Genomic DNA, 19412 nt, shown 5'->3' with positions numbered 1-19412 from the left:
ACAACAACACCAACAACAACACCAAGGGCAACGAGGGCAACAACAACCACGGCAACCGAGGCGAGCACCGCCGCAGGCACCACGAGGAGGGCTGGATCCACATCAACGAGCGGTCCTACTCCGCCCACCCCAACGGCTGCATCACCGTGGTCAGCGGCCTGGGCTCCAACAGCTTCAACATCCGCAACGACAGCCGCAAGACCGTCGAGTTCTTCCGTGGGGTCACGTGCGACAACGGCGCCCCCATCGCCACCGTCGGCCCGTGGAGCCAGAGCGACGGCGTCTTCGTCAAGCGCGTCCACGGCGGCGTGAAGGTCAAGGACGGCGTGGTCGGCAGCTTCCGCATCGTCAAGCGCTTCGACTTCGAAGACCGGGACGACTTCGGCGACCGGGGCGACCGGGGCGACGACCGCGGCGACCGGGGCGACGACCGCGGCGACGACGGGGGCGACTACTAGAGCCGGCCGTACGACGCCGACGACGCAGCACCCCGGCCCGCCGTAATCAGGCCGGACACCGCAACCGAACACACGACACAGACACCCGACACACAGACACACACCAGAGAAACCCGGCCCGCCGTAATCGGGCCGGGCTTCTCATTTCCAGCCGACCCAGGCTCCCCCGGCCGACCGGGCGACCGTACGCGATCGCCGGCAGATCGCCCATGCCCTGCGCACCGTAGCCATCGTCCTCACCCTCGGCCACCTCGGCGCCGTCATTCTCGGTCGGCCGCTTGCCGGCATGCCCGACCACTCAGGACACCCCTGAGACACACGTCACACTCTCACCCTTGTCACAGGAAGCCTTCTCGTCTTGTCAAAGATGCGTCGGCCGACACGGCACAACCGCAGGTCCCCCTCTTCACGAGGCGGATCCGGAGAGCATGCGGGTGTCCTTGGACGGTGTCCTCGGGCCCCTCGACGTGGCGCTCACTGCCGGTGGCACGGTGAGCGCCACCGCGGGCACGCGCCGCACTCGCGAGAGCGTGTGCGGCGCCTGCGCCGTCGTCACCGGCGCGGCCTGGTGACATCCACGGCCACCAATGCATATATCGGACACAGTCATCGTAAGGAGGACCATGCCATGAAACTCGCTGTCATCGGTGGAACCGGGCTGATCGGGTCGCAGGTCGTCAAGAAGCTGAACGCGGCCGGGCACGAGGCCGTCCCGCACTCCCTGTCCACCGGCGTGGACATCATCGAGGGCCAGGGACTGGAGGAGGCCGTGGCGGGCGCCGACGTCGTCATCAACCTGACGAACTCCCCGACCTTCGACGCCGCCTCGCTCGACTTCTTCCGCACCTCGATGGAGAACATCCTCACCGCGAGCGCGAAGGCCCACGTCGGGCACGTCGTCATCCTCTCCATCGTCGGTGTGGACCAGGTGCCCGACCTGGACTACTACCGGGCGAAGGTGCTCCAGGAAGACATGCTCAAGGCAGGGACGATCCCCTATTCCATCGTCCGCGCCACGCAGTTCATGGAGTTCATGGACGCGACTCTGGCCATGACCACGGAAGGCGACACCGTCCGCCTGCCGCGCACCCCGATCCAGCCGATCGCCGCCGACGACGTCTCCAGTGCCGTCGCGGAGGTCGCCGCGGGCAGCCCTCTGAACGGCGTCCTCAACATCGCGGGTCCCGACGTCTACCCCCTCGACGAGCTGGGCCGGATCACCATCACGGCCAAGGGCGACGGGCGCAACGTCGTCACCGACGACGACGCCGGTATGTTCGCCGCCGTCCCCGGCGACGTCATCGTCGCCCCGAAGGACGCCCGGATCGCCGCCACCCGCTACACCGACTGGCTCTCCTGACCCGGCGCCGCGAGTCGGCCCCTGCGGCCCGGTCCTGGGCCGCAGGAAGACGGGCCGAGCAGTCGATTCCCGACGCCGTCGCGGCACTCGCGCGCGAGGTCTCGACAGCCGGCGAACCCACCGATGAGCAAAGGTCACACACGTTGCCGTCCGAGAACGATCCAGTGGAAGACGTCGAGAACCTCCAGCAGGCAGAGGCGGTGTTCAGCACCGCTCGTGCTCGCATGTTCGGGATCGCCTACCGCATGATGGGCAGCGTCAGCGAGGCGGAGGACATCGTCCAGGAGGTCTGGATCCGGTGGCAGACCTACGATCGCTCCACGGTCCGCAATCCGCACGCGTTCCTCACCACCATGACGACACGGCTCGCGATCAACGCCCTGCAGTCCGCGAGGGTCCGCCGCGAGACCTATGTCGGTCCGTGGCTGCCGGAGCCGGTCGACACCAGTGGTGACCCGGCCCTGGGCGCCGAACGTGGGGAGGCTCTGGAGGTCGCGGTGCTGATGCTGCTGGAGAAACTCACCCCCACGCAACGGGCGGCCTATGTGCTCCGGGAGGCGTTCGACTACCCGTATGAGCAGATCGCCGAGGTCATCGGCCAGACTCAGGCGAACGTGCGCCAACTGGTGAGCCGGGCACGGAAACTGCTGGCCGCGGAGAAACGGGCCAGTGTGCCGGCCGCCGACCACGAGCGGTTCCTGACCGCCTTCCTGGCGGCCGCGAAGACGGGGAACGTGACCGCGCTGGAAGAGCTGTTCGCCCAGGACGTCATCTCCTACTCCGACGGCGGAGGTGCCGTGCGCGCCTCGAAGTTCCCGGTGACGGGCCGTCACCGTGTGGCGCGGTACGTCCACGCGTTCGCCGACAGGTTCTGGACCGGCGTCACGGTGGAGCCGGCTCAGGCCAACGGCCGGCCCGCGATGCGTCTGTCCCGGGACGGAGAGCTGTTCGCCGTCGTCACGGTGAGCGTCACCACAGACGGCATCGACCGAGTGCTGTGGATGATGAACCCCTCGAAGCTCGCCGCCGCGACGAATCCGGGCACACCGCACTGACGGTCATGCGGGAACCCCTGCCTCCTGCCGGAGGGACCGCGTTCGCCCTGGGCGACCTGCTCGCGCTGCCCTTGAAGGAGGTGATCGCGATCGCCGGCCGGACCCCGCGGGCGGGCCGGAAGCTCGCGTCCTGGGTCCGCCGGCACATCGGTGAGCGCCGCCGGCGGGAGACCGTCTCCGGTGTACGCACCCGGGTCGTGGCCGCTTTCCGGACCGCCTGCCATACGGGAGACCTCGCCACTGTGCTCTCACTGCTCGACCGGGACGTCACCCTGATCGGCGACGGCGGCGGCAAGGGCCACGCCCCCCTGAACCCGATTCACGGCGCGGACCGCACCGCCCGGTTCCTGCTCGGCGGACTGTGGCAGCAGCCCGGAGTCGAGACCACGCTGCACTCCGTGAACGGCGGGACGGGTCTGGTCCTGCGTCACGACGACAGGGTGTGCGGTGTCGTCAGCTTCACCGTGCGGCACGAGAAGATCACCGCTGTGTGGTTGGTACTCAATCCGGACAAGCTCCGCAGCTGGAACCGCCGTTGACCGAGACCATCTCCGCACCGTCCGTCAGGCGCTCTCCGCCTGGGGAGGGGGCATGGGCAAGGTCAGCACGGCGTTGGTCATCGGGGGCGGCATCGCCGGCCCCGTCACCGCACTCGCACTGCGCCGGGCGGGCATCGAGGCGACGGTCTTCGAGTCGCACCCGTCCGCGGCCGACGGTGTGGGGGCGATGCTGAGCCTCGCGCCCAACGGGATCGACGCGCTGCGCGTCGTCGGCGCCCACACCGTCATCGAGGCCATCGGGCAGCCGGTCCCGGGTGTGGTGATGGCCGACGGCGGTGGAAGGCGCCTCAGCGCGTTCCACGGCTTCCCCGGCCTGCCCGCCACCCGGGCCATGGCACGCGCCGACCTGTTCCGCGCACTCGCCGATTTCGCGAGCGCGGACGGCATCCACCTCGCCCACGGCAAACGGCTCGTGGCCGCGGAGGACGACGGCGACTCGCCTTCCGCCGCACCTTCATGGGGTACTGGGGCCTGCCCGCCGGACGCATCGTCTGGTTCGCCGGGCTGCCCAGCCCCGAGCCGATGACCTCGGCCGAGGTCAAGCGCGTACCGGCCGGCCAGTGGCTGTCCCGGCTGCGGGAGCTGTACGCCGACCACACCCCGGGCGGGCCCTGCTCGCACACACCGAACCCGGTGACCCGGTCTCGGTCGGCCCGATGGAGCGCATGCCGTCCGTGCCGCACTGGCACCGCGGCCGCATGGTCCTCGTCGGCGACGCGGCACACGCGCCGTCCTCCAGCTCCGGCCGGGGCGCGTCGCCGGCCATCGAGGGCTCCGTCGAGCCGGCCCGGTGCCTGCGCGACCTGCCCGCCCCCGAGTCCGCCTTCACAGCGTACGAGCGGCCGCGCCGCACCCGCGTCGAGATGACCGGCGGCGACGCCGCGGCCAGGAACAACGCCAAGGCGGGACAGGCAGGCGACAAGCCGGCTTCCCCGCACCGGAGCAGATGTCCGCCCCGTCCACCGCCACCACATCGACCGGGACGAGATCGTCAAGAACTGACCGCCGTCTCCGGAGACGGTCACGAGGTGCTCGGCCTCCTCCGGTTGCGCCTCGGCAGCCGTGCGGCATGGCTGTCGGCCGTCTCGTGGTTCTTAGGGGGACATGTGAGAGTTTGAGACTGGAGTGCCAAGGGCGGGAGCACGGCATGAGCACTGTGACCATGACGAATTCCGTCGCCGGGAAGCTGCGGGCCCGGTGGCAGGCGGCCCCGCGTCCGCGGTGGCTGATCGCGCCGGTGATGCTGATCGTGGCCATACCGGTCGCCGACGGTTTCCTGCCCCCGGACGTCCACATCGCCCACCTGCTGGTGGTCGCCGTGGCGATCACCGCCATGGGCACCGGCCCGCGGGCCACCGCGCTGGTCGGCGCCCTGGCGGTGCTCGCGCTGATCAGCGCCGGGGTGGTCCGAAGAACCCTGGCCACGGAGAGTGTCGTCGTGGAGCTCGCGGCGCTGACCGTGCTCTGCGCCCTTCTGGCGTTCTTCACTCATCTGCGAGAGGGGCGTGAGCGGGAGCTGGTCCGGGTGCGTTCGGTGTCCGACGCGGCTCAGCGCGTCGTACTGCGCCCGCTTCCCGAGCGGGCCGGTCCGGTCTCCCTGGCCTCTGCCTACCGCAGCGCCGAGGCCGACACGGGCATAGGCGGCGACCTGTACGCCGTGGCACGCACCAGCGGATCGACCCGGCTGGTCATCGGGGACGTCCGCGGCAAGGGCCTGGCCACGATCAGCGACACGGCCATCGTGCTGGGCGCCTTCCGCGCCGCCGCCCACCGGGAGATGCCTCTGCCAGATCTGGTGGCCTACGTGGAGGACGCGGTCCGCTGGGGCCTGCGGGAGTTCTCGGAGCCCGCCGAGGACGCGCCCGAGCGGTTCGTGACCGCCGTGGTGCTGGACATCCCGGACGACCGGCCGCTGGTGCACGTGATCAGCTGCGGGCACCCACCGCCTCTGCTGCTGCGCCGCGGCACCGCCACGGCGACCACACTCGCCGTGCCCGAGCCCGCGCCTCCGCTCGGCCTCGGCGGGATCTCCGACGGAACGTACTCCACCACGGCCTTCCCCTTCGCGGCGGGAGAGCGGCTGCTGCTGTACACCGACGGTGTCACCGAGGCCCGTGACAGCCGGGGCGTCTTCTATCCGCTCGCCGAACGCGCCGCGGCCTGGGCGGACCACCGGCCCGAACATCTGCTCCGAAGGATCGCCGCCGATCTGGAGGCGCACGTCGGCGGACGGCTGCACGACGACATGGCCATGATCATCCTGGAGCGGAACCGGGAACCGGCGGCAGCCTGACCCGCCGAAGGCCGGCAGCCCGGCGACCGCAGGGGCGGGGCAGGGTGACCCTGCGCAGGCTACGTCCAGCAGTGGCAGGCACGCCCTGGCGCGGGGCAGAGGGAAATGATCTGATGAAAGCTCCTGCGCAGGGTCCCCGAAGCACGGCAGACAGAAGGACAGGTCGCCCATGGAATACCGCCACCTCGGCCGCAGCGGGCTCGTCATCAGCGAGATCGCCTACGGGAACTGGCTCACCCACGGTTCGCAGGTGGAGGCGGACGCCGCGACCGCGTGCGTGCGCGCCGCGCTGGACGCGGGCATCACGACGTTCGACACCGCCGACGTCTACGCCGCCACGCGCGCCGAGACGGTGCTCGGCGCAGCGCTGCGGGGTGAGCGACGCGAGGGCCTGGAGATCCTCACCAAGGTGTACTGGCCGACCGGACCCGGCCGCAACGACCGGGGGCTGTCCCGCAAGCACATCATGGAGTCCATCGACGGGTCGCTGCGCCGGCTGCAGACCGACTACGTGGATCTGTACCAGGCGCACCGGTACGACGTGGCCACACCGCTGGAGGAGACGATGGAGGCGTTCGCCGACGTCGTCCGCTCCGGCAAGGCCCTCTACATCGGTGTGTCCGAGTGGCCCGCCGAGCAGATCCGCCGGGCCCACGCCATGGCGCGCGACCTGCACTTCCCCCTGGTGTCCAACCAGCCCCAGTACAACGCGCTGTGGCGGGTGATCGAGGGTGAGGTCGTGCCGACCTGCGAGGAGCTCGGGCTGGGTCAGGTGGTGTTCTCGCCGCTGGCGCAGGGTGTGCTGACGGGCAAGTACGAGCCCGGTCGGCAGCCGCCCCAGGGGTCACGGGCCACCGATGACAAGGGCGGCGCCGGCATGATCGCACGGTGGATGCGCGACGAGGTCCTGGAAGCGGTGCAGCACCTCGAGCCGCTCGCCGCCGAGGCGGGGCTGTCCCCGGCCCAGCTCGCGGTCGCCTGGGTGCTGCAGAACCCCAACGTCTCGGCGGCCATCATCGGCGCCTCGCGCCCGGACCAGGTGGCGGAGAACGTCAAGGCCTCCGGTGTCGTGCTGGAGGCCGGGCTGATGGCCCGTATCGAGGAGATCCTGCGGCCGGTGGCGGTCACGGATCCCAAGCGGGTCCACGACAGCGTGCCGGAACGGCGCCCCTGAGTCGTCGGGAACTCACCGGGCCGGGCGGTCCTGCCCGGCCCGGGTGACGCCGCTGCCGCATGGCCGGGCCGGCGCGCTCACCCGCCGTGGGCTCCGTCAGGTCTCGCCGTCGGCGGCGATGGCCGGCCACAGTGCGGCGACGACCTGCTCAGCGAAGTCGGCGGGGACTTCTCGACCGGTACGCAGGTAGTCGGCGAAGTAGCTCCCGAAGCACAGGCTGACGACCATGTCGAGATCCGCGTCCTCGCGGACGGCTCCGCGCCGCTGAAGCGACACCAGCGTCAGCAACAGCTCCTCGCAGCGGGGCCGCACACCGTGCTCACGCAGCTGTTCGAGCAGGCCCGGCGCCCGTTCGACCTCGGCCATGAAGTTGCCGTGCAGCGCCATGGCCTTGTCGTTGTAATACCGGGGGTCGAGACGTCGTACGGCCTCGGTGAAGGCCTCACGCGAGGCAAGCCCGTCCATGTCCAGCGGCGGATAGGCCTCCCGCTGCTTGCGCAGCCCGTAGCGGAGGGCGTCGATGACGAGGTCGTACTTGTTCGCCCAACGCCGGTAGAGGGTGGGGCGGGTGACACCGGCGTCGGCGACGATGTCCCCGATCGTCATCGACGAGTAGCCGTCACTGGCCAGCCGCCGCCGGGTGGCCTGGATGATCGCCTCCTCGATCGCCGGGTCTCTCGGCCGGCCGGCGGAGGCCCCCGGCGACGCCGAATCCGCACGGCTGCCGTGCTTGCCTCCGCCCGCCTCCGGGCGGCTGCGGTTCGCACTCGTCATCACATGCCCTTCCCGACACACGAGCCTGTCAGCACCAGGGGCCCATCCTGCCCTCCTTTTCGTTACAGATCCTCACCGAAACCGTGGCGTGGAGACGAAAGGGCGGGTGCCCGAGATCGGGGCCGCACCGGTGCAGGGCCCGACCCGCGCGTCCCCGGTCGTTCAGGCCCTCGCGTGCCCGGTCGTTCAGGAGGGGTTCGAGTTGACTTCCTGTTCGGCCCAGACCGTCTTGCCGGCCGGTGAGAAACGCGTGCCCCGTCGGGTGGAGAGCTGCGCGACGAGGAAGAGGCCTCGACCGCCTTCGTCGGTCACCCGGGCATGGCGCAGGCGCGGGACGGTGTCGCTCGTGTCGGTCACCTCGCAGACCAGCACCTGGTGGCGGATGAGACGAAGGGTGATGGGGCCGGCACCGTGCCGGATGGCGTTGGTGACCAGCTCGCTGACGATCAGCTCGGTGGTGGCCGCGAGACGCTCCAGTCCCCATTCGGTCAACCGGGCCGTGGCAAGGGCCCTGGCGTCCGCGACGACGACTGGCTCGTTCGGCAGGTCCCAGGAGGCGACCTGTGTCGGACTGAGCGCGTGTGTACGGGCCAGGAGCAGGGTGGCGTCGTCGAAGAGCGCTCGGGTGGACAGGGTGTCGAGCACGTCCGAGCAGAGCTCTTCCAGGGGGCGGTCGGGCTGTGCGAGAACCGTGCCCAGGCGGTGCATTCCGGCCTCGATGTCCTCGTCCCGTGTCTCGACCAGTCCGTCGGTGTAGAGGGCGAGCACGCACCCCTCGGGCAGTTCCAGCTCCACGGCCTCGAAGGAGGACTGCCCCACGCCGAGCGGTATGCCGGAGGGCAGGTCGGGGATCGTGACCCGGCCCTGCGGCGAGATGACGACCGGCGGCGGGTGACCCGCTCGTGCCATCGCGCAACGCCGGGTGACGGGGTCGTAGACGGCATACAGGCAGGTGGCGCCCACTTCCGTGCTGGTGTGCCTGTGGACGTCGCCGTCCTCGTCGGCGAGGCGGGAGATCGTGTCGTCGAGGTGTGCCAGCAGCTCGTCGGGATGCAGGTCCATGTTCGCGAGCGTGTGCACCGCCGCGCGCAGCCGGCCCATGGTCGCCGCGGCGTTGATGCCGTGTCCCACCACGTCGCCCACGACGAGCGCCACCCGAGCACCCGAGAGCGGGATGACGTCGAACCAGTCGCCTCCCACTCCGCCCTGAGTGTCGGACGGAAGATAGCGGGAGGCCACCTCCAGGGCCGCGCCGCCGGTGAGGCGCCGAGGCAGCAGGTTGCGCTGAAGGGCGAGCGCGGCGGTGCGTTCGCGCACATAGCGGCGGGCATTGTCCAGGGACAGCGCGGCGCGGGCGACGAGTTCCTCGGCGAAGCGCAGGTCGTCCGTCTCGAACGGCGCGGAGTCGTCCATGCGCACGAAGACCGCCACGCCCAGCACCGCACCGCGCGCGTGGATCGGCACGATCATCAGGGAGTGCATCTCGTGCTCGCGGATCTTCTCCAGCCGTCCCGGATCCCGTTGGAGCCAGGTACCGCCGGAGGTGTCCAGCACCGGTTCCAGATGGGATCTGCCCGAGGCCAGGACCTGTGTGAAGGGGGACGGTGCCGGTACGAACACGTAATCCCCGTGCGACCAGAGGGATTCCGGGATCCCCTTGTGGATCGATGCCACACCGGCTCGGCGGAAGGCCGGTATGTGCCCGTTCGTCGCGCCGAGCCGGGCCAGGGACTCCTCGCCCAGCGGGACCGTCTCCGCCAGGTCGACGGTGACGTAGTCCGCCAGGCGCGGCACGGCGAGGTCGGCGAGTTCCTGTCCGGTCCGCATCACGTCCAGCGTGGTGCCGATCCGCGTGCTTGCCTCGCTGAGAAGGGCCAGGCGTTCGCGTGCCCGCTGCCTGTCCGTCACATCGACGCTCATGACGCACAGCCCCAGGGCGTGGCCCTCGGCGTCGTCCAGGCGGAAGAAGGAGGTCGAGAACGAGTGCTCCTGGCGTGTGTCCGTCTGCAGCCACGTCCGGTAGGCGTGGTCGATCCTCGGGGCTCCGGTCTCCAGGACCTCCCGCATCACCGCCTCCGCCGATTCGGCGTCGGGCCCCGAGAGCACCTCCGTCAGTCGACGGCCGAGCCGTTTCTCGCGGGGGATGCCGTCCTGGAGTGCCAGCGCGTCGTTCACCCAGACGCAGCGCAGATCTGGATCGCGGACGGCGATGCCGATCGGCGCGCTGGACAGGAGTGCCTCCATCCCGGCACCGTTCATGGGCCAGGAGGGAACGGCCGTCATCTCGGTCGCGGTCACGAGCCACTGGATCCTTCCGCCCCGCCCCGACACCGGACACGCCCGCAGGTACACGACCAGCGGACCGCCGTCGTGGCGGCGGAGTCCGACGATCCCGCACCAGCCGTCGCCGGAGCGGCCCCGGTCCACGAATTCGGAGGCCTTCGCAAGGTCCTCGGGGGCGGCCAGCACCTGTGCGGCGGAGCAGCCGACCACCTCCGCGGCCGTGAAACCGGTGAGTCGCTGAGCCTCGTGCGTCCACGCGGCCAACGACCCGTCCGAGTCCACCACCGCCATGGCCGTGCTGATCGTGTGCCCGGCCGCCCGCCCGGTGCCGGGCGTCGACTCCTCAGTTCTGGCCATCGGGGCCGTCCCTCCTGCTGGGTGTCTCTCGCGCGGCGGGACCGGTGTCGGCGAGGCGGTCGAGCCAGTCCGCCAGCAGCGCGCGCTCGGATCGCGTCATCACGGTGGTGCCGCCGTGGCGCAGGGCCTCACGCAGGGCCGCGGCCCGGCACGCGACGTCCGTGCCCTCCCCCTGGTCGCCGGAGCCCACGGTCGTGATCGCTCGCAGCACGTGCTCGCGTGCCAGGGTCGACAATTCGGGATTCCGCTCGGAGGGCGGCGTCGCGATCAGGGACAGCACGACGCCGAGACCGTTGGCGTGCACGAGCTGGGTGGCGCTCTCCACACTCATGCGCAGCCGGCCGGCGGTCGCCACGCGGGCGATGTTCCGGCGCAGGATCGCGATGGTCTCCAGTCCTGCCGGAATACCGCCGCGGTAACGCCCTTCGCCGTACATCAGGACGTAGAAGCCGGGCCGGGACAGGCCGAACTCCACGTGCAGATCCCAGGACCGGCGCAGGTCGGCGATGGGATCGTCGGTCTCCTCCAGGTTCTGCTTCTCCCGGAGGTACTGCTGGAACCCGTAGGCCGCGAGTGCGTCGAGCAGTCCGTCCTTGTCTCCGAACAGCCGGTACAGCGTCGGTGGCTGCACCCCGGCCGCCGCGCTCACAGCGCGGGTGGAGATGGCCGCACGGCCCTCACGGCTCAAGAGATCCGCTGCGGCGGACAGAACCCGTTCCCGGGTGTTCGCAGTCCGCTCCCACACATGACCGATATTAACGCCGTTATCACATTTTTAATCCCATTGATATGTTTTTGACGCGCGCAGTAAGAAGTCCCCCACGGCGGCCCTCGCGCCTGACTCCCGCGACGAGCGAGACTCCGGCGACGGGCTTGGTATAATGGTCTGACATTAAAGAAGGTCGAGAGGGAGGGGCCACCCCATGGCGGGCGGAACGCTCATCGTCGGCGCCAGTCAGGCCGGTCTTCAACTGGCCGCCTCACTAGGGCAGTTCGGAGACACGAAGCCGATCGCTCTGGTGGGTGAGGAGATCCATCCGCCGTACCAGCGACCGCCCCTGTCGAAGGAGTTCCTGACCCGAGCGAGCGATCTGGAGTCACTCGCGCTGCGTGCCCCGTCCTACTACGCCGACGCGGGCATCGATCTCGTCAGCGGCGAACGCGTCACGGAGGTGGCCCTCTCCTCCTCCGGCAGCCCCGGTTCGGGCGTGGCCCGGACGGCGAGCGGCCGCTCCTTCGCCTTCGACCGGCTGGCCCTGACTGTGGGCGCCGCGCCACGGCGGCTGGACGTGCCCGGGGCCGGCCTCGACGGCATCTGCTGTCTACGCGACCGAGACGACGCCGCGGACCTGCGCGGACGCCTGGAGTCCGGGGCTCGCGTGGTGGTCGTCGGAGGCGGTTTCATCGGGCTGGAGGCCGCCGCGGTGGCCCGCGCGCTCGGCAAGGAGGTCACCGTCGTCGAGGCCGCCGACCGGCTGATCTCCCGGGCCGTGGCACCCGTCGTCTCGGAGTTCTACCGGCAGGCCCATGTGCGGCGCGGCACCCGCGTACTGCTCTCGGCGGCCGTCTCGGGCTTCGAGGGCGCCGACGGGCGGGTGACGGCCGTCCGGCTCGCGGACGGCACCGTGCTGCCGGCCGATCTCGTCGTCGTCGGGGTCGGCGTGCTGCCTCGCACGGAACTCGCCGAGCAGCTGGGACTCGCCTGCGACCGGGGCATCGTCGTCGACGCCCACGCCCGCACCAGCAACCCCCGCGTCCACGCCGCCGGCGACTGCACCGTCCAGCCGCACCCGGTGACGGGCCTGGGCACCGTGCGGCTGGAGTCGGTGCAGAACGCCGTCGCTCAGGCCACGGCCGCCGCCGCCTCGCTGCTCGGCCGGCCCGTCGGGGCGACACCAGTGCCGTGGTTCTGGTCGTACCAGGGCGACCTCAGACTCCAGATCGCGGGGCTGTCGACGGGCTACGACGAGTACGTGGTGCGGGGCGAGCCGGACAGCGAGCGCTTCTCCGTCCTGTACTACCGTCAGCGCGAGCTCCTCGCGATCGACGCCGTGAACAGCCCCGCCGACTACATGGCCGTACGCAGGGCCCTCACGGACGGGGCGACCGTGCCGCCGAGCGCCGCGGGCGATCCGGGCACACCCCTGAAGACCCTGCTGGCCGCCGGCCGCGCCGCGGTGTCCTCCTCCTGATCATCTGCTGCTCCTGATCGTCCCGTGCTTCGATCCAGTGTGCGGCGTACGGGGGCTCAGGCCTCGCCCCGCGGGGTCAGCAGGTCGGTGAAGCCGATCCGCTCGTAGAAGGCGGTGCGGATGTCGTCGGCCACGTCGCTCACCGCCTCGGAGCCGTCGTCCGCGGGATCGATGGTGGTGCGGAACGGTCGGCTTCCCTTGGGTGTGTCGACGATCGCGACGATGGCACGGGCGACCTCGGCGGCATCGGCGTCCGGGGGCGCCAGTGCGGCGAGCCGCTTGCCGACGTCCTCCATGAGCCCGGCGTACAGCTCCTCGTACGCCTGGGCCGTGTCGGTGTCCTGCGGGTGCATCGCGTGGGCGAAGTGATTGGTGCCGGAGGTGAACGAGCCGGGCACGACGATGGCGGAGTCGATGCCGAACCGGGACAGCTCGACCGCGTAGCTCTTGGCCAGGTGGTCCATCGCGGCCTTCGCGCCGAAGTAGGGACCCAGGTACGGGGGCGTGCCGCCGTAGGTGCTGGAGGACCCCACCCACAGCAGCAGCCCGTCGCGGCGGCTGCGCATCTGGGGCAGGACGGCGCGGTTGACGCGCTGAGTGGACAGCACGTTGGTGTCGTAGATCTCGGCGATCTGCTCCGGGGTGAAGGCCTCGGTGGGACCGAGCACCATGTGGCCGGCGTTGTGGATCACCACGTCGATCCGGCCGGCCTCGTCGGTGACGGTGGCGACGGCGGCATCGACGGAGGACTGACTGGAGACGTCCAGTTCGACGGTGCGCAGCTGGACGGCGTGCTTCTCGGCGTAGGCGCGGGCGTCGGCGACGGCCGGGGCGTTGCGGCCCGTGGCCTGGCGTATGCCGGAGTAGACGGTGTGCCCGGCATCGGCGAGGGCGCGGGCGGTCAGCGCGCCGAAGCCGCTGGAGGCTCCGGTGACGAGGATGACGTACGGCATCGCTTGCTCCTTGAAGCGGTGGGACGGGGGAAACGGCGGTGCGGTCAGGCGTAGGTGATCACGCTGCGGCCGCGCGCGGTGCCGGCCGCCATCGCCTCGAGCACGGCCGGCGCCTCGTCCAGGCCCACCGGTGTGATGTCGGGCAGGATGTCGTGCGCGGCGGAGAAGGCGAGGGTGTCACGCAGGTCGTGGGGTGAGCCGGACGGGGACGCCGCCACGTGCAGCCGGTTGAGGACCATCGGCTGGGTGGGCAGCACCAACGGCTCGGCGCCGTAGCCGCACAGCAGCAGCGTGCCGTCGGGGGCGAGGCCGCCGAGGGTGGCCGCGGCCGCCTCGGTCGACGGGGACGCGTTGAGGACGAGGTCGGCGCCCCCGTCCCAGGCCTTCAGAGCCTGCGCCGGGTCCTCCTCCTGGGTGGCTACGAAGATCTCGGCGCCCAGGGCCTTCGCCTGGTCCTCGCCGCGCCGGGAACGGCCGACCACGGCGACACGCGCGCCCATGGCGACGGCGTACCGGATCGCCAGCGCGCCGATGCCTCCGGCGCCGACCACGGCGACCCGGGAGCCGGCCCTGGCCCCGCCCTGCCGCAGGCCGTTGAAGGCCGTGAGGCCCGCGCACATCAGCGGGGCCGCGGCGACCGGGTCGAGACCGGCCGGCAGCGGCGTGACGTAGCCGGCCTTCAGCAGCGCGTACTCGGCGTAGCCGCCGTCGGCGACGACGCCGGTGATGCGCTTGCGCGGACAGAGGATCTGCTCCCCCCGCACGCAGTAGTCGCAGTGTCCGCACGAGTCGTACAGGAACTGGGCGCCCACCGCGGTGCCGACGGTCGGCCATGTCACCCCGTCGCCGACGGCGGTGACCACTCCGGTGATCTCGTGGCCCGGCACGACCGGGAACCGGGCGAAGGGATAGTGGCCGCGCAGGAGGTTCAGGTCCGAATAGCAGATGCCACACGCGGTGACCTTGACGAGGACCTCACCGGCGGCCGGCTGTGGCACCTCGAGGTCCTGCAGGACGAGCGGGGCGTTCGGCCCGGTGGCGACGGCAGCGCGCATCATGGCTCCCATGAAGGACGAGGGGACGAGTGAAGATCGCGGGGACGCCTGCACCGCGGATACGATGAGGCGGCGTCTCTTTCGTCTCGGGAGAGCGGCGCCCCTGCGGGACGCGCGCCCTTCGCGATTCGTGACGCAAGCCTCCCGCCCCGTGCCGGCGGGGTCCAATGCTTCTTGTGGTGTCGTGCGATGACCGGAGCGCATCGACGCAGGAGGACGGGTGAACCGTGCAGGGCGGACCGGTGGATCTGGATCTGCGCAAGCTGCGTTATTTCGTGGCCGTGGCCGAGCGGTTGCACTTCGGCCAGGCGGCGGCCGCGCTGCATGTCACGCAACCCGCGCTCTCACGCCAGATCCAGCAACTGGAGCACGACCTGGGCGTCACGCTCTTCACCCGCAACAGCCGGGAAGTGACCCTCACTCCGGCCGGCGAGCAGTTCCTGCACGACGCCAAGGCGCTCCTGGCCGCCGGCCGTGTCGCCCAGGAGCGCGCCCGGCGCATCGAGGCCGGGGAGGACTCGCTGACGATCGGATTCATGCTGGGCACGGACGTCACCCCCGCGCTGCACGCCTTCTCCGAACGCCAACCTGCCGTGCGCCTCGAACTGGTCCGCCTGCGCTGGTGGAGCCGTACGGATGCGCTTGTCGACGGCAGCGTGGACGTGGGCTTCGTACGGCTCCCCGTGGAGAGCACGTCACTCACCGTGCTGCCGCTGTACCGGGAGCGGCTCAGCGTCGTCCTTCCGGCCGGCCATCCCCTGGCCGCCAAGGACACGCTGGACGTCGCCGCCCTGGCCGACCAGCCGCTCCTGCGGTACGCCGACGCGGACCCGGCGTGGTCAGCCGTGTGGAACGCCGATCCGCTGCCGGGGGGCACACGGCTCACGCCCGGGCCGGTCGTGCACGACATGGAGGAGATACTCGAGTACGTCCGGGCCGGACGCGGCGTGATCCTGGTGCCCGGCCCGGTCGCGGCCGTCTTCCCCCGCCCCGACATCGCCTACGTCCCCGTCGCCGATGTGCCGCCCGGCCAGGTGGCCCTGGCCTGGGACGGCACACGGCGCTCACCCCTCGTCGCACGTTTCGCCGAGGCCGCCGAGACCGCGCTGGCGGACCGGGACTGAGCCGTCGCACGGACCGCGCACGCGCCCTTTCCCTCGGCGGCCCACGCATTGGTGCTTCGCGAGTTGACGGAGGGTCAGATGACCGCCGACTCCAGCGACTCCGGCGCGAAGAGCTCCTCGGGCCGCCACCGGCGGACGGACAGCCCCTGCTCGTGGTGGTAGCGCAGGAAGTTCTCCGGTGCAGCGCCGGTACTCGCACCGGTGGCACCACTCACATCGGCATCAGCCCAGGTAGTACTCGACGAAGACCCGGTTGCCCTTCTCGTGCCCGCATGACGTCGTCCCCTCACTGTTCGGGGAGGTGTCCCACCCGGACCGCCGGGACAGCCGTATGGACTTATGGTCTGACCATGGTACCTTCCCGAGTATGATGGCCCTACCACAGCTCAGGACCGTGACCCGCACGCAGGGCAACAACGAGGCACTCAAGACCGGGGAAGTCACTCCCCACGGCTTCCGCTTCGCCTTCGAGGAAGTGCCCGTGCTCGTCCAGGCCTTCCGGCGCATGGTGCGCTCCGTGGAGTTCGACGTCAGTGAGATGGCCCTGACGACCTATCTGGTGGCGAAGGCGCACGGCGCGCGGTTTACCGCCGTGCCGGTCTTCCTGGTGCGCGGCTTCCACCATGGCGCGATCTTCCACGATCCCTCCTCGGACGTGCGCGGCCCCAAGGACCTCCAGGGCCGCAGGGTCGGTGTCAGCCGGGGGTACACGGTGACCACCGGGGTGTGGGCACGGGCCGTTCTGCGGGAGGAGTACGGTGTCGACCTCGACCAGGTGACCTGGGTGCTGTCGGGTGACGAACACGTGGCGGAGTACCGGCCGCCCGCCAACGTCGTCCCCATGGAGCCGGGCGGCTCACTGGAGGACATGGTGCTCGCCGGCGACCTCGCGGCGGTGATCGGACCCCGGCCCCAGTCTCCCGCCCTGACGCCGCTGATCCCCGACCCCGAGGAGACGGGCTTGGCCGCACTGCGTGAACGCGGGCTCTACCCGATCAACCACCTGATCGTCATCCGCGACGAACTACTGGAGACGCAGCCTGAGTTGGGCGAGCTGGTCTTCGACGCCTTCGCCCGCGCCAAGCAGCTGTACGTGGACCGGCTGAGCGCCGGCGCCATCGCCTCCCCGACCTCCACGGATCGCATGTACGGACGGGTCATGAAGGTGACCGGCAGGGACCCGCTGCCGTACGGCATGGAACCCAACCGCGCCGTCCTGGAGGAACTGATGCGCCACGCCGTCGATCAGCGCATCCTCGACCGGCCCATGCCGCTGGACACCATGTTCGCCGACAGCACGCGCACGCTGATCGCCTGAGCGGACCCGACCGTTCTCTTTGTCCTCCTTCGAAGGGACCCGTATGCGCATCGCCATCGCCGCCGACCACAACGGCCACGCCCTCAAGGCCCGCCTCACCGTCTGGCTGACGGCGCGCGGGCACACCGTCGACGACCGCGGCAGCCACTTCGAGGAGACGGTCGACTATCCGCCGCTGTGCGCCGAAGTGTGCCGGCAGGTGGCCGACGGCACCGCCGAGCGCGGCATCGTGCTCGGCGGGAGTGGGCTCGGCGAGACCATCGTCTGCAACAAGATCCGAGGGATACGGGCGGGGCTGTGCCACGATCTGTGGAGCACCCGGATCTCCCGCGGCAACAACGATTCCAACGTGCTCGTCCTGGCCGCCAAGGTCCTCTCCCCCGACCTCGCCGAGGACATCGTCGGGACGTGGCTGTCCACTCCGTTCAACGGGGGCGTCCACGCGCGACGGCTGGAGCAGATCGCAGCGCTGGAACGAGGAGAAGGACGGTTCTGAGTACGAGTCCGGCAGGCCGGTGACGGAGCACCGAAGAACCCGAGCCGGTCCTGGGCACACCTGAGCCAGGGCGCGGCAGCGTCATCTCTTCGCGGGCCGCGCCCTGTTTCCCGTCCTGTCACGGCACCCGCGTTCCTGCGGGGCCACAGCACCGGGGCGAGAACTCCAGCGCGCGGACCGGTGCCGCCTCCTCCGCCTTCGCTACCGAAGGCCGGTCAGGTCGCCGGCGGGACGGGTACACCGTCGGCGACCCTGCGGCGGGCGTGTGCCCAGGGGCGTTCGGCCAGGCGGCGCGTGATCGGGACGTCCATGCGGAAGCGGGACTCGGCCGCGGAGGCGGCGCGGGCGCTCTCGCTCACCTACGTGGTCGCCGTCGTTCACTCACACCGTGGCCTGCCGGACGCCCGGGGTCACCTCAACCGCGTCGCGGCAGGAGTCCAGGAAGGACTCCACCTGCACCACGGCCGCCGAACGGACCCGTGGGTGCTCCGGGTCCGCTCCGGGCGGGGTGTCGCCCTCGTCGCGCAGCGCGACGGGGCCTTGCGCAGCTTCTGGCGGGCCCGTGACGATCCCGCCGCTGCCGGCGGGCCCGAAGCGTTCCTCGGTGCGGTCGACGATGGGCCCCACGCTCTCCTGGAGGGAGGCGACATCGCGATGCCGGCACGCCGGAGTATGTCTCGCCGCGCTTCCGGGCCTCGCGGTCGATGAGGTAGTCGTTGTCCATGTCGGCCATCGGCCAGTAGGTGCCCGGAGTGTTCCTGCTGTGGACGTCGTGGCCGTCGATCACGGCTGCCGCTCGGCCTCGGTCGGGGGCGCGCACGGGCGCGGCAGTCGTTCTCGGGGAGTTCCTCGGCGAGCGGCGCGGGGATCCATTACCAGCGGAGCAGCTCGCCCATCAGTGTTCCCGGACCGGTCTGAGTGAGCAGCTCGCTGATGTCTTGTCCCAGCACGGCCGTTTCCCTTTCAGGTACTGACCCGCCCGCGGGTCGTTGGCTTCGGTGCTGAGCGGTGCGACCAGGGCGGCGCGGTCAGGGCTGCTCCGGTGGGATGTCGACGGTGAGGCCGTCCAGTTCCGAGGTGAGACGGATCTGGCAGGACAGCCGGCTGGTGTCGCGCCGTTCGGTGACGCCCAGGTCGAGCAGGTCTTCCTCCAGGTCGCCGGGCGGGCCGACGAGCGCCGCGAACTCCTCGCGCACCCAGACGTGGCAGGTGGCGCAGGACTGGTTGCCGCCGCACTCCGCGACGATTCCCGGAATGCCGTTCCTCACGGCGGCCGCCATGACCGAGTCCCCGACCGTCGCATCGACGGTGTACTCGGGACCGTCACTGCGGACGTAGATCACCATGAGCAAGGTCCCTGCTTCCTCTCGCAATCGGCGGAAGTCCACGGCGGACGGGCACGCTGCGGTCCCACACCGTCCACCGTGGTCTTTCCATTGGACCAGAAACATCGAACGCGGAACAAGAGACGGGACACGCGATCACCATCGGCGCATGTGCACGCCGATCCCACTCCGCCACGGCGAGAGCGAGGGGACCTCTCAGATCTGGTCACAGCCGGCTGTGGCGGCGCTCGTACGGCGCGCACCTCACCTGCCGCACCGGGCACGGCGCAGGACGTCACGGACGATCCCCGGTACGCCGAGCTCCCACGCGAACTGCTGCCGTACTGGCGCGACACCGTCGCCCCCGGTCTGCGCGCGGGCCGGACCATGGTGGTCGTGGCGTACAGCAACTCGCTGCGCGCCCTGGTCGCCACCTCCGACGGACTGAGTTCCGAGGAGCTGCTGGACCTCGACATTCCCAGGGCGATACCCCTGCGCCACGACCTCGACAAGCACCTGGCGCCACTCGCCCGCGGCGGCCGGTACCTGGATCCGGAGGCCGCCGCCGCGGCACCGGCCGAGGTGGCCGCCAAGGGATCGCGATCATCCCGTCCGACTCGTTGACGCCCTCAACT

Annotated in this window: 22 protein-coding genes and 1 pseudogene; 14 read left to right on the top strand and 9 right to left on the bottom strand. The window is 70.8% G+C overall.

Translation table 11 applies throughout. The annotated features are described in order from the left end of the window. The 9 genes and pseudogenes from BZY54_RS50935 to BZY54_RS20490 all read left to right on the top strand — a co-directional run. Positions 1 to 458, top strand: a pseudogene (locus BZY54_RS50935) (hypothetical protein); the annotation flags it as partial. A 428-nt stretch (positions 459 to 886) separates the two neighbouring features. After that, positions 887 to 1030 carry a hypothetical protein gene (locus tag BZY54_RS50930; protein ID WP_158103888.1) on the top strand — a complete coding sequence of 48 codons (144 nt, stop codon included), beginning with the start codon at positions 887 to 889 and terminating at the stop codon, positions 1028 to 1030. Positions 1031 to 1086: 56 nt separating this feature from the next. Beyond that, positions 1087 to 1818 (top strand): SDR family oxidoreductase, encoded by a 732-nt coding sequence (locus BZY54_RS20515; protein WP_086726640.1) that lies wholly within the window; start codon positions 1087 to 1089, stop codon positions 1816 to 1818. A 164-nt stretch (positions 1819 to 1982) separates the two neighbouring features. Beyond that, on the top strand, positions 1983 to 2873 hold the full coding sequence (locus BZY54_RS20510; protein ID WP_086726639.1) for an RNA polymerase sigma-70 factor: 891 nt from the start codon (positions 1983 to 1985) through the stop codon (positions 2871 to 2873). A gap of 5 nt (positions 2874 to 2878) precedes the next feature. Beyond that, the gene (locus BZY54_RS20505) at positions 2879 to 3412 is read left to right on the top strand and encodes a sigma-70 family RNA polymerase sigma factor family protein (protein WP_086726638.1); all 534 of its coding nucleotides are present in this window, start codon (positions 2879 to 2881) and stop codon (positions 3410 to 3412) included. 52 nt (positions 3413 to 3464) lie between these two features. After that, positions 3465 to 3959, top strand: a complete 495-nt coding sequence (locus BZY54_RS53360; protein ID WP_244217258.1) for an FAD-dependent oxidoreductase — start codon at positions 3465 to 3467, stop codon at positions 3957 to 3959. Positions 3960 to 4089: 130 nt separating this feature from the next. Further along, entirely contained in the window at positions 4090 to 4551 is a 462-nt protein-coding gene (locus tag BZY54_RS53355; protein WP_244217257.1) for a hypothetical protein, read from the top strand. A gap of 29 nt (positions 4552 to 4580) precedes the next feature. Next, complete coding sequence (locus BZY54_RS20495; RefSeq protein WP_244217256.1) at positions 4581 to 5726, top strand: PP2C family protein-serine/threonine phosphatase; 1146 nt, start codon at positions 4581 to 4583, stop codon at positions 5724 to 5726. Positions 5727 to 5895: 169 nt separating this feature from the next. Then, a complete protein-coding gene (locus tag BZY54_RS20490; RefSeq protein WP_086726636.1) occupies positions 5896 to 6900 on the top strand; it encodes an aldo/keto reductase family protein in 1005 nt (334 codons plus the stop codon). Between the two features lie 96 nt (positions 6901 to 6996). Here BZY54_RS20490 and BZY54_RS20485 read toward each other — a convergent pair whose 3' ends face one another. From BZY54_RS20485 to BZY54_RS20475, 3 genes are all read right to left on the bottom strand, one after another. Next, on the bottom strand, positions 6997 to 7674 hold the full coding sequence (locus BZY54_RS20485) for a TetR/AcrR family transcriptional regulator (RefSeq protein WP_086726635.1): 678 nt from the start codon (positions 7672 to 7674) through the stop codon (positions 6997 to 6999). 186 nt (positions 7675 to 7860) lie between these two features. Then, positions 7861 to 10314 (bottom strand): SpoIIE family protein phosphatase, encoded by a 2454-nt coding sequence (locus tag BZY54_RS20480; RefSeq protein ID WP_086726634.1) that lies wholly within the window; start codon positions 10312 to 10314, stop codon positions 7861 to 7863. Beyond that, a complete protein-coding gene (locus BZY54_RS20475) occupies positions 10301 to 11059 on the bottom strand; it encodes a TetR/AcrR family transcriptional regulator (protein ID WP_086726633.1) in 759 nt (252 codons plus the stop codon). The genes BZY54_RS20480 and BZY54_RS20475 overlap by 14 nt, the downstream gene beginning before the upstream one ends. Positions 11060 to 11237: 178 nt before the next feature. Between BZY54_RS20475 and BZY54_RS20470 the strand changes: the two genes are divergently transcribed. Further along, positions 11238 to 12506, top strand: a complete 1269-nt coding sequence (locus BZY54_RS20470) for an NAD(P)/FAD-dependent oxidoreductase (protein WP_086726632.1) — start codon at positions 11238 to 11240, stop codon at positions 12504 to 12506. Between the two features lie 56 nt (positions 12507 to 12562). Here BZY54_RS20470 and BZY54_RS20465 read toward each other — a convergent pair whose 3' ends face one another. Then, positions 12563 to 13459 carry an SDR family oxidoreductase gene (locus tag BZY54_RS20465; RefSeq protein ID WP_086726631.1) on the bottom strand — a complete coding sequence of 299 codons (897 nt, stop codon included), beginning with the start codon at positions 13457 to 13459 and terminating at the stop codon, positions 12563 to 12565. Between the two features lie 44 nt (positions 13460 to 13503). Next, positions 13504 to 14526: an alcohol dehydrogenase catalytic domain-containing protein gene (locus BZY54_RS20460; RefSeq protein ID WP_244217254.1), complete on the bottom strand. Its 1023-nt coding sequence runs from the start codon at positions 14524 to 14526 to the stop codon at positions 13504 to 13506. A 215-nt stretch (positions 14527 to 14741) separates the two neighbouring features. Here BZY54_RS20460 and BZY54_RS20455 point away from each other — a divergent pair, with 215 nt between their 5' ends. Further along, on the top strand, positions 14742 to 15638 hold the full coding sequence (locus BZY54_RS20455; protein WP_244217253.1) for a LysR family transcriptional regulator: 897 nt from the start codon (positions 14742 to 14744) through the stop codon (positions 15636 to 15638). Between the two features lie 74 nt (positions 15639 to 15712). On the opposite strand, the gene BZY54_RS49370 is transcribed toward BZY54_RS20455, so the two are convergent. Further along, positions 15713 to 15853, bottom strand: coding sequence for a hypothetical protein (locus BZY54_RS49370; protein ID WP_244217252.1), 141 nt, complete (start codon positions 15851 to 15853; stop codon positions 15713 to 15715). A 179-nt stretch (positions 15854 to 16032) separates the two neighbouring features. Between BZY54_RS49370 and BZY54_RS20450 the strand changes: the two genes are divergently transcribed. Together BZY54_RS20450 and BZY54_RS20445 are read left to right on the top strand one after the other, a co-directional pair. After that, complete coding sequence (locus BZY54_RS20450) at positions 16033 to 16956, top strand: substrate-binding domain-containing protein (protein WP_244217251.1); 924 nt, start codon at positions 16033 to 16035, stop codon at positions 16954 to 16956. Positions 16957 to 16999: 43 nt separating this feature from the next. Continuing rightward, positions 17000 to 17452: an RpiB/LacA/LacB family sugar-phosphate isomerase gene (locus tag BZY54_RS20445; protein ID WP_208640707.1), complete on the top strand. Its 453-nt coding sequence runs from the start codon at positions 17000 to 17002 to the stop codon at positions 17450 to 17452. 215 nt (positions 17453 to 17667) lie between these two features. On the opposite strand, the gene BZY54_RS50925 is transcribed toward BZY54_RS20445, so the two are convergent. The 3 genes from BZY54_RS50925 to BZY54_RS20435 form a co-directional block, all read right to left on the bottom strand. After that, complete coding sequence (locus BZY54_RS50925; RefSeq protein ID WP_158103887.1) at positions 17668 to 17811, bottom strand: hypothetical protein; 144 nt, start codon at positions 17809 to 17811, stop codon at positions 17668 to 17670. Between the two features lie 22 nt (positions 17812 to 17833). Continuing rightward, positions 17834 to 18079, bottom strand: a complete 246-nt coding sequence (locus BZY54_RS52280) for a hypothetical protein (protein ID WP_208640706.1) — start codon at positions 18077 to 18079, stop codon at positions 17834 to 17836. A gap of 401 nt (positions 18080 to 18480) precedes the next feature. Beyond that, positions 18481 to 18798, bottom strand: a complete 318-nt coding sequence (locus BZY54_RS20435) for a 2Fe-2S iron-sulfur cluster-binding protein (protein ID WP_341868695.1) — start codon at positions 18796 to 18798, stop codon at positions 18481 to 18483. A 150-nt stretch (positions 18799 to 18948) separates the two neighbouring features. On the opposite strand from BZY54_RS20435, the gene BZY54_RS20430 reads away from it, so the two are divergent. Continuing rightward, positions 18949 to 19401 (top strand): histidine phosphatase family protein, encoded by a 453-nt coding sequence (locus BZY54_RS20430; RefSeq protein WP_086726629.1) that lies wholly within the window; start codon positions 18949 to 18951, stop codon positions 19399 to 19401. The last annotated feature ends 11 nt before the right edge of the window (positions 19402 to 19412 follow it).

The sequence above is a fragment of the Streptomyces carpinensis genome, from assembly GCF_002154505.1.
Lineage (GTDB): Bacteria > Actinomycetota > Actinomycetes > Streptomycetales > Streptomycetaceae > Streptomyces > Streptomyces carpinensis.
This window is presented reverse-complemented; position numbering and strand designations above follow the sequence as displayed.

Excerpts from the sequence above, each read along its gene's own strand:
- BZY54_RS20465 (WP_086726631.1), bottom strand. The coding sequence starts at position 13,459 with ATGCCGTACGTCATCCTCGTCACCGGAGCCTCCAGCGGCTTCGGCGCG.
- BZY54_RS20485 (WP_086726635.1), bottom strand. The coding sequence starts at position 7,674 with ATGACGAGTGCGAACCGCAGCCGCCCGGAGGCGGGCGGAGGCAAGCAC.
- BZY54_RS20515 (WP_086726640.1), top strand. The coding sequence starts at position 1,087 with ATGAAACTCGCTGTCATCGGTGGAACCGGGCTGATCGGGTCGCAGGTC.
- BZY54_RS20445 (WP_208640707.1), top strand. The coding sequence starts at position 17,000 with ATGCGCATCGCCATCGCCGCCGACCACAACGGCCACGCCCTCAAGGCC.
- BZY54_RS20470 (WP_086726632.1), top strand. The coding sequence starts at position 11,238 with ATGGCGGGCGGAACGCTCATCGTCGGCGCCAGTCAGGCCGGTCTTCAA.
- BZY54_RS20490 (WP_086726636.1), top strand. The coding sequence starts at position 5,896 with ATGGAATACCGCCACCTCGGCCGCAGCGGGCTCGTCATCAGCGAGATC.
- BZY54_RS53355 (WP_244217257.1), top strand. The coding sequence starts at position 4,090 with ATGGAGCGCATGCCGTCCGTGCCGCACTGGCACCGCGGCCGCATGGTC.
- BZY54_RS53360 (WP_244217258.1), top strand. The coding sequence starts at position 3,465 with ATGGGCAAGGTCAGCACGGCGTTGGTCATCGGGGGCGGCATCGCCGGC.
- BZY54_RS20505 (WP_086726638.1), top strand. The coding sequence starts at position 2,879 with ATGCGGGAACCCCTGCCTCCTGCCGGAGGGACCGCGTTCGCCCTGGGC.
- BZY54_RS20435 (WP_341868695.1), bottom strand. The coding sequence starts at position 18,798 with ATGGTGATCTACGTCCGCAGTGACGGTCCCGAGTACACCGTCGATGCG.
- BZY54_RS50930 (WP_158103888.1), top strand. The coding sequence starts at position 887 with ATGCGGGTGTCCTTGGACGGTGTCCTCGGGCCCCTCGACGTGGCGCTC.
- BZY54_RS20495 (WP_244217256.1), top strand. The coding sequence starts at position 4,581 with ATGAGCACTGTGACCATGACGAATTCCGTCGCCGGGAAGCTGCGGGCC.
- BZY54_RS20460 (WP_244217254.1), bottom strand. The coding sequence starts at position 14,526 with ATGGGAGCCATGATGCGCGCTGCCGTCGCCACCGGGCCGAACGCCCCG.
- BZY54_RS20480 (WP_086726634.1), bottom strand. The coding sequence starts at position 10,314 with ATGGCCAGAACTGAGGAGTCGACGCCCGGCACCGGGCGGGCGGCCGGG.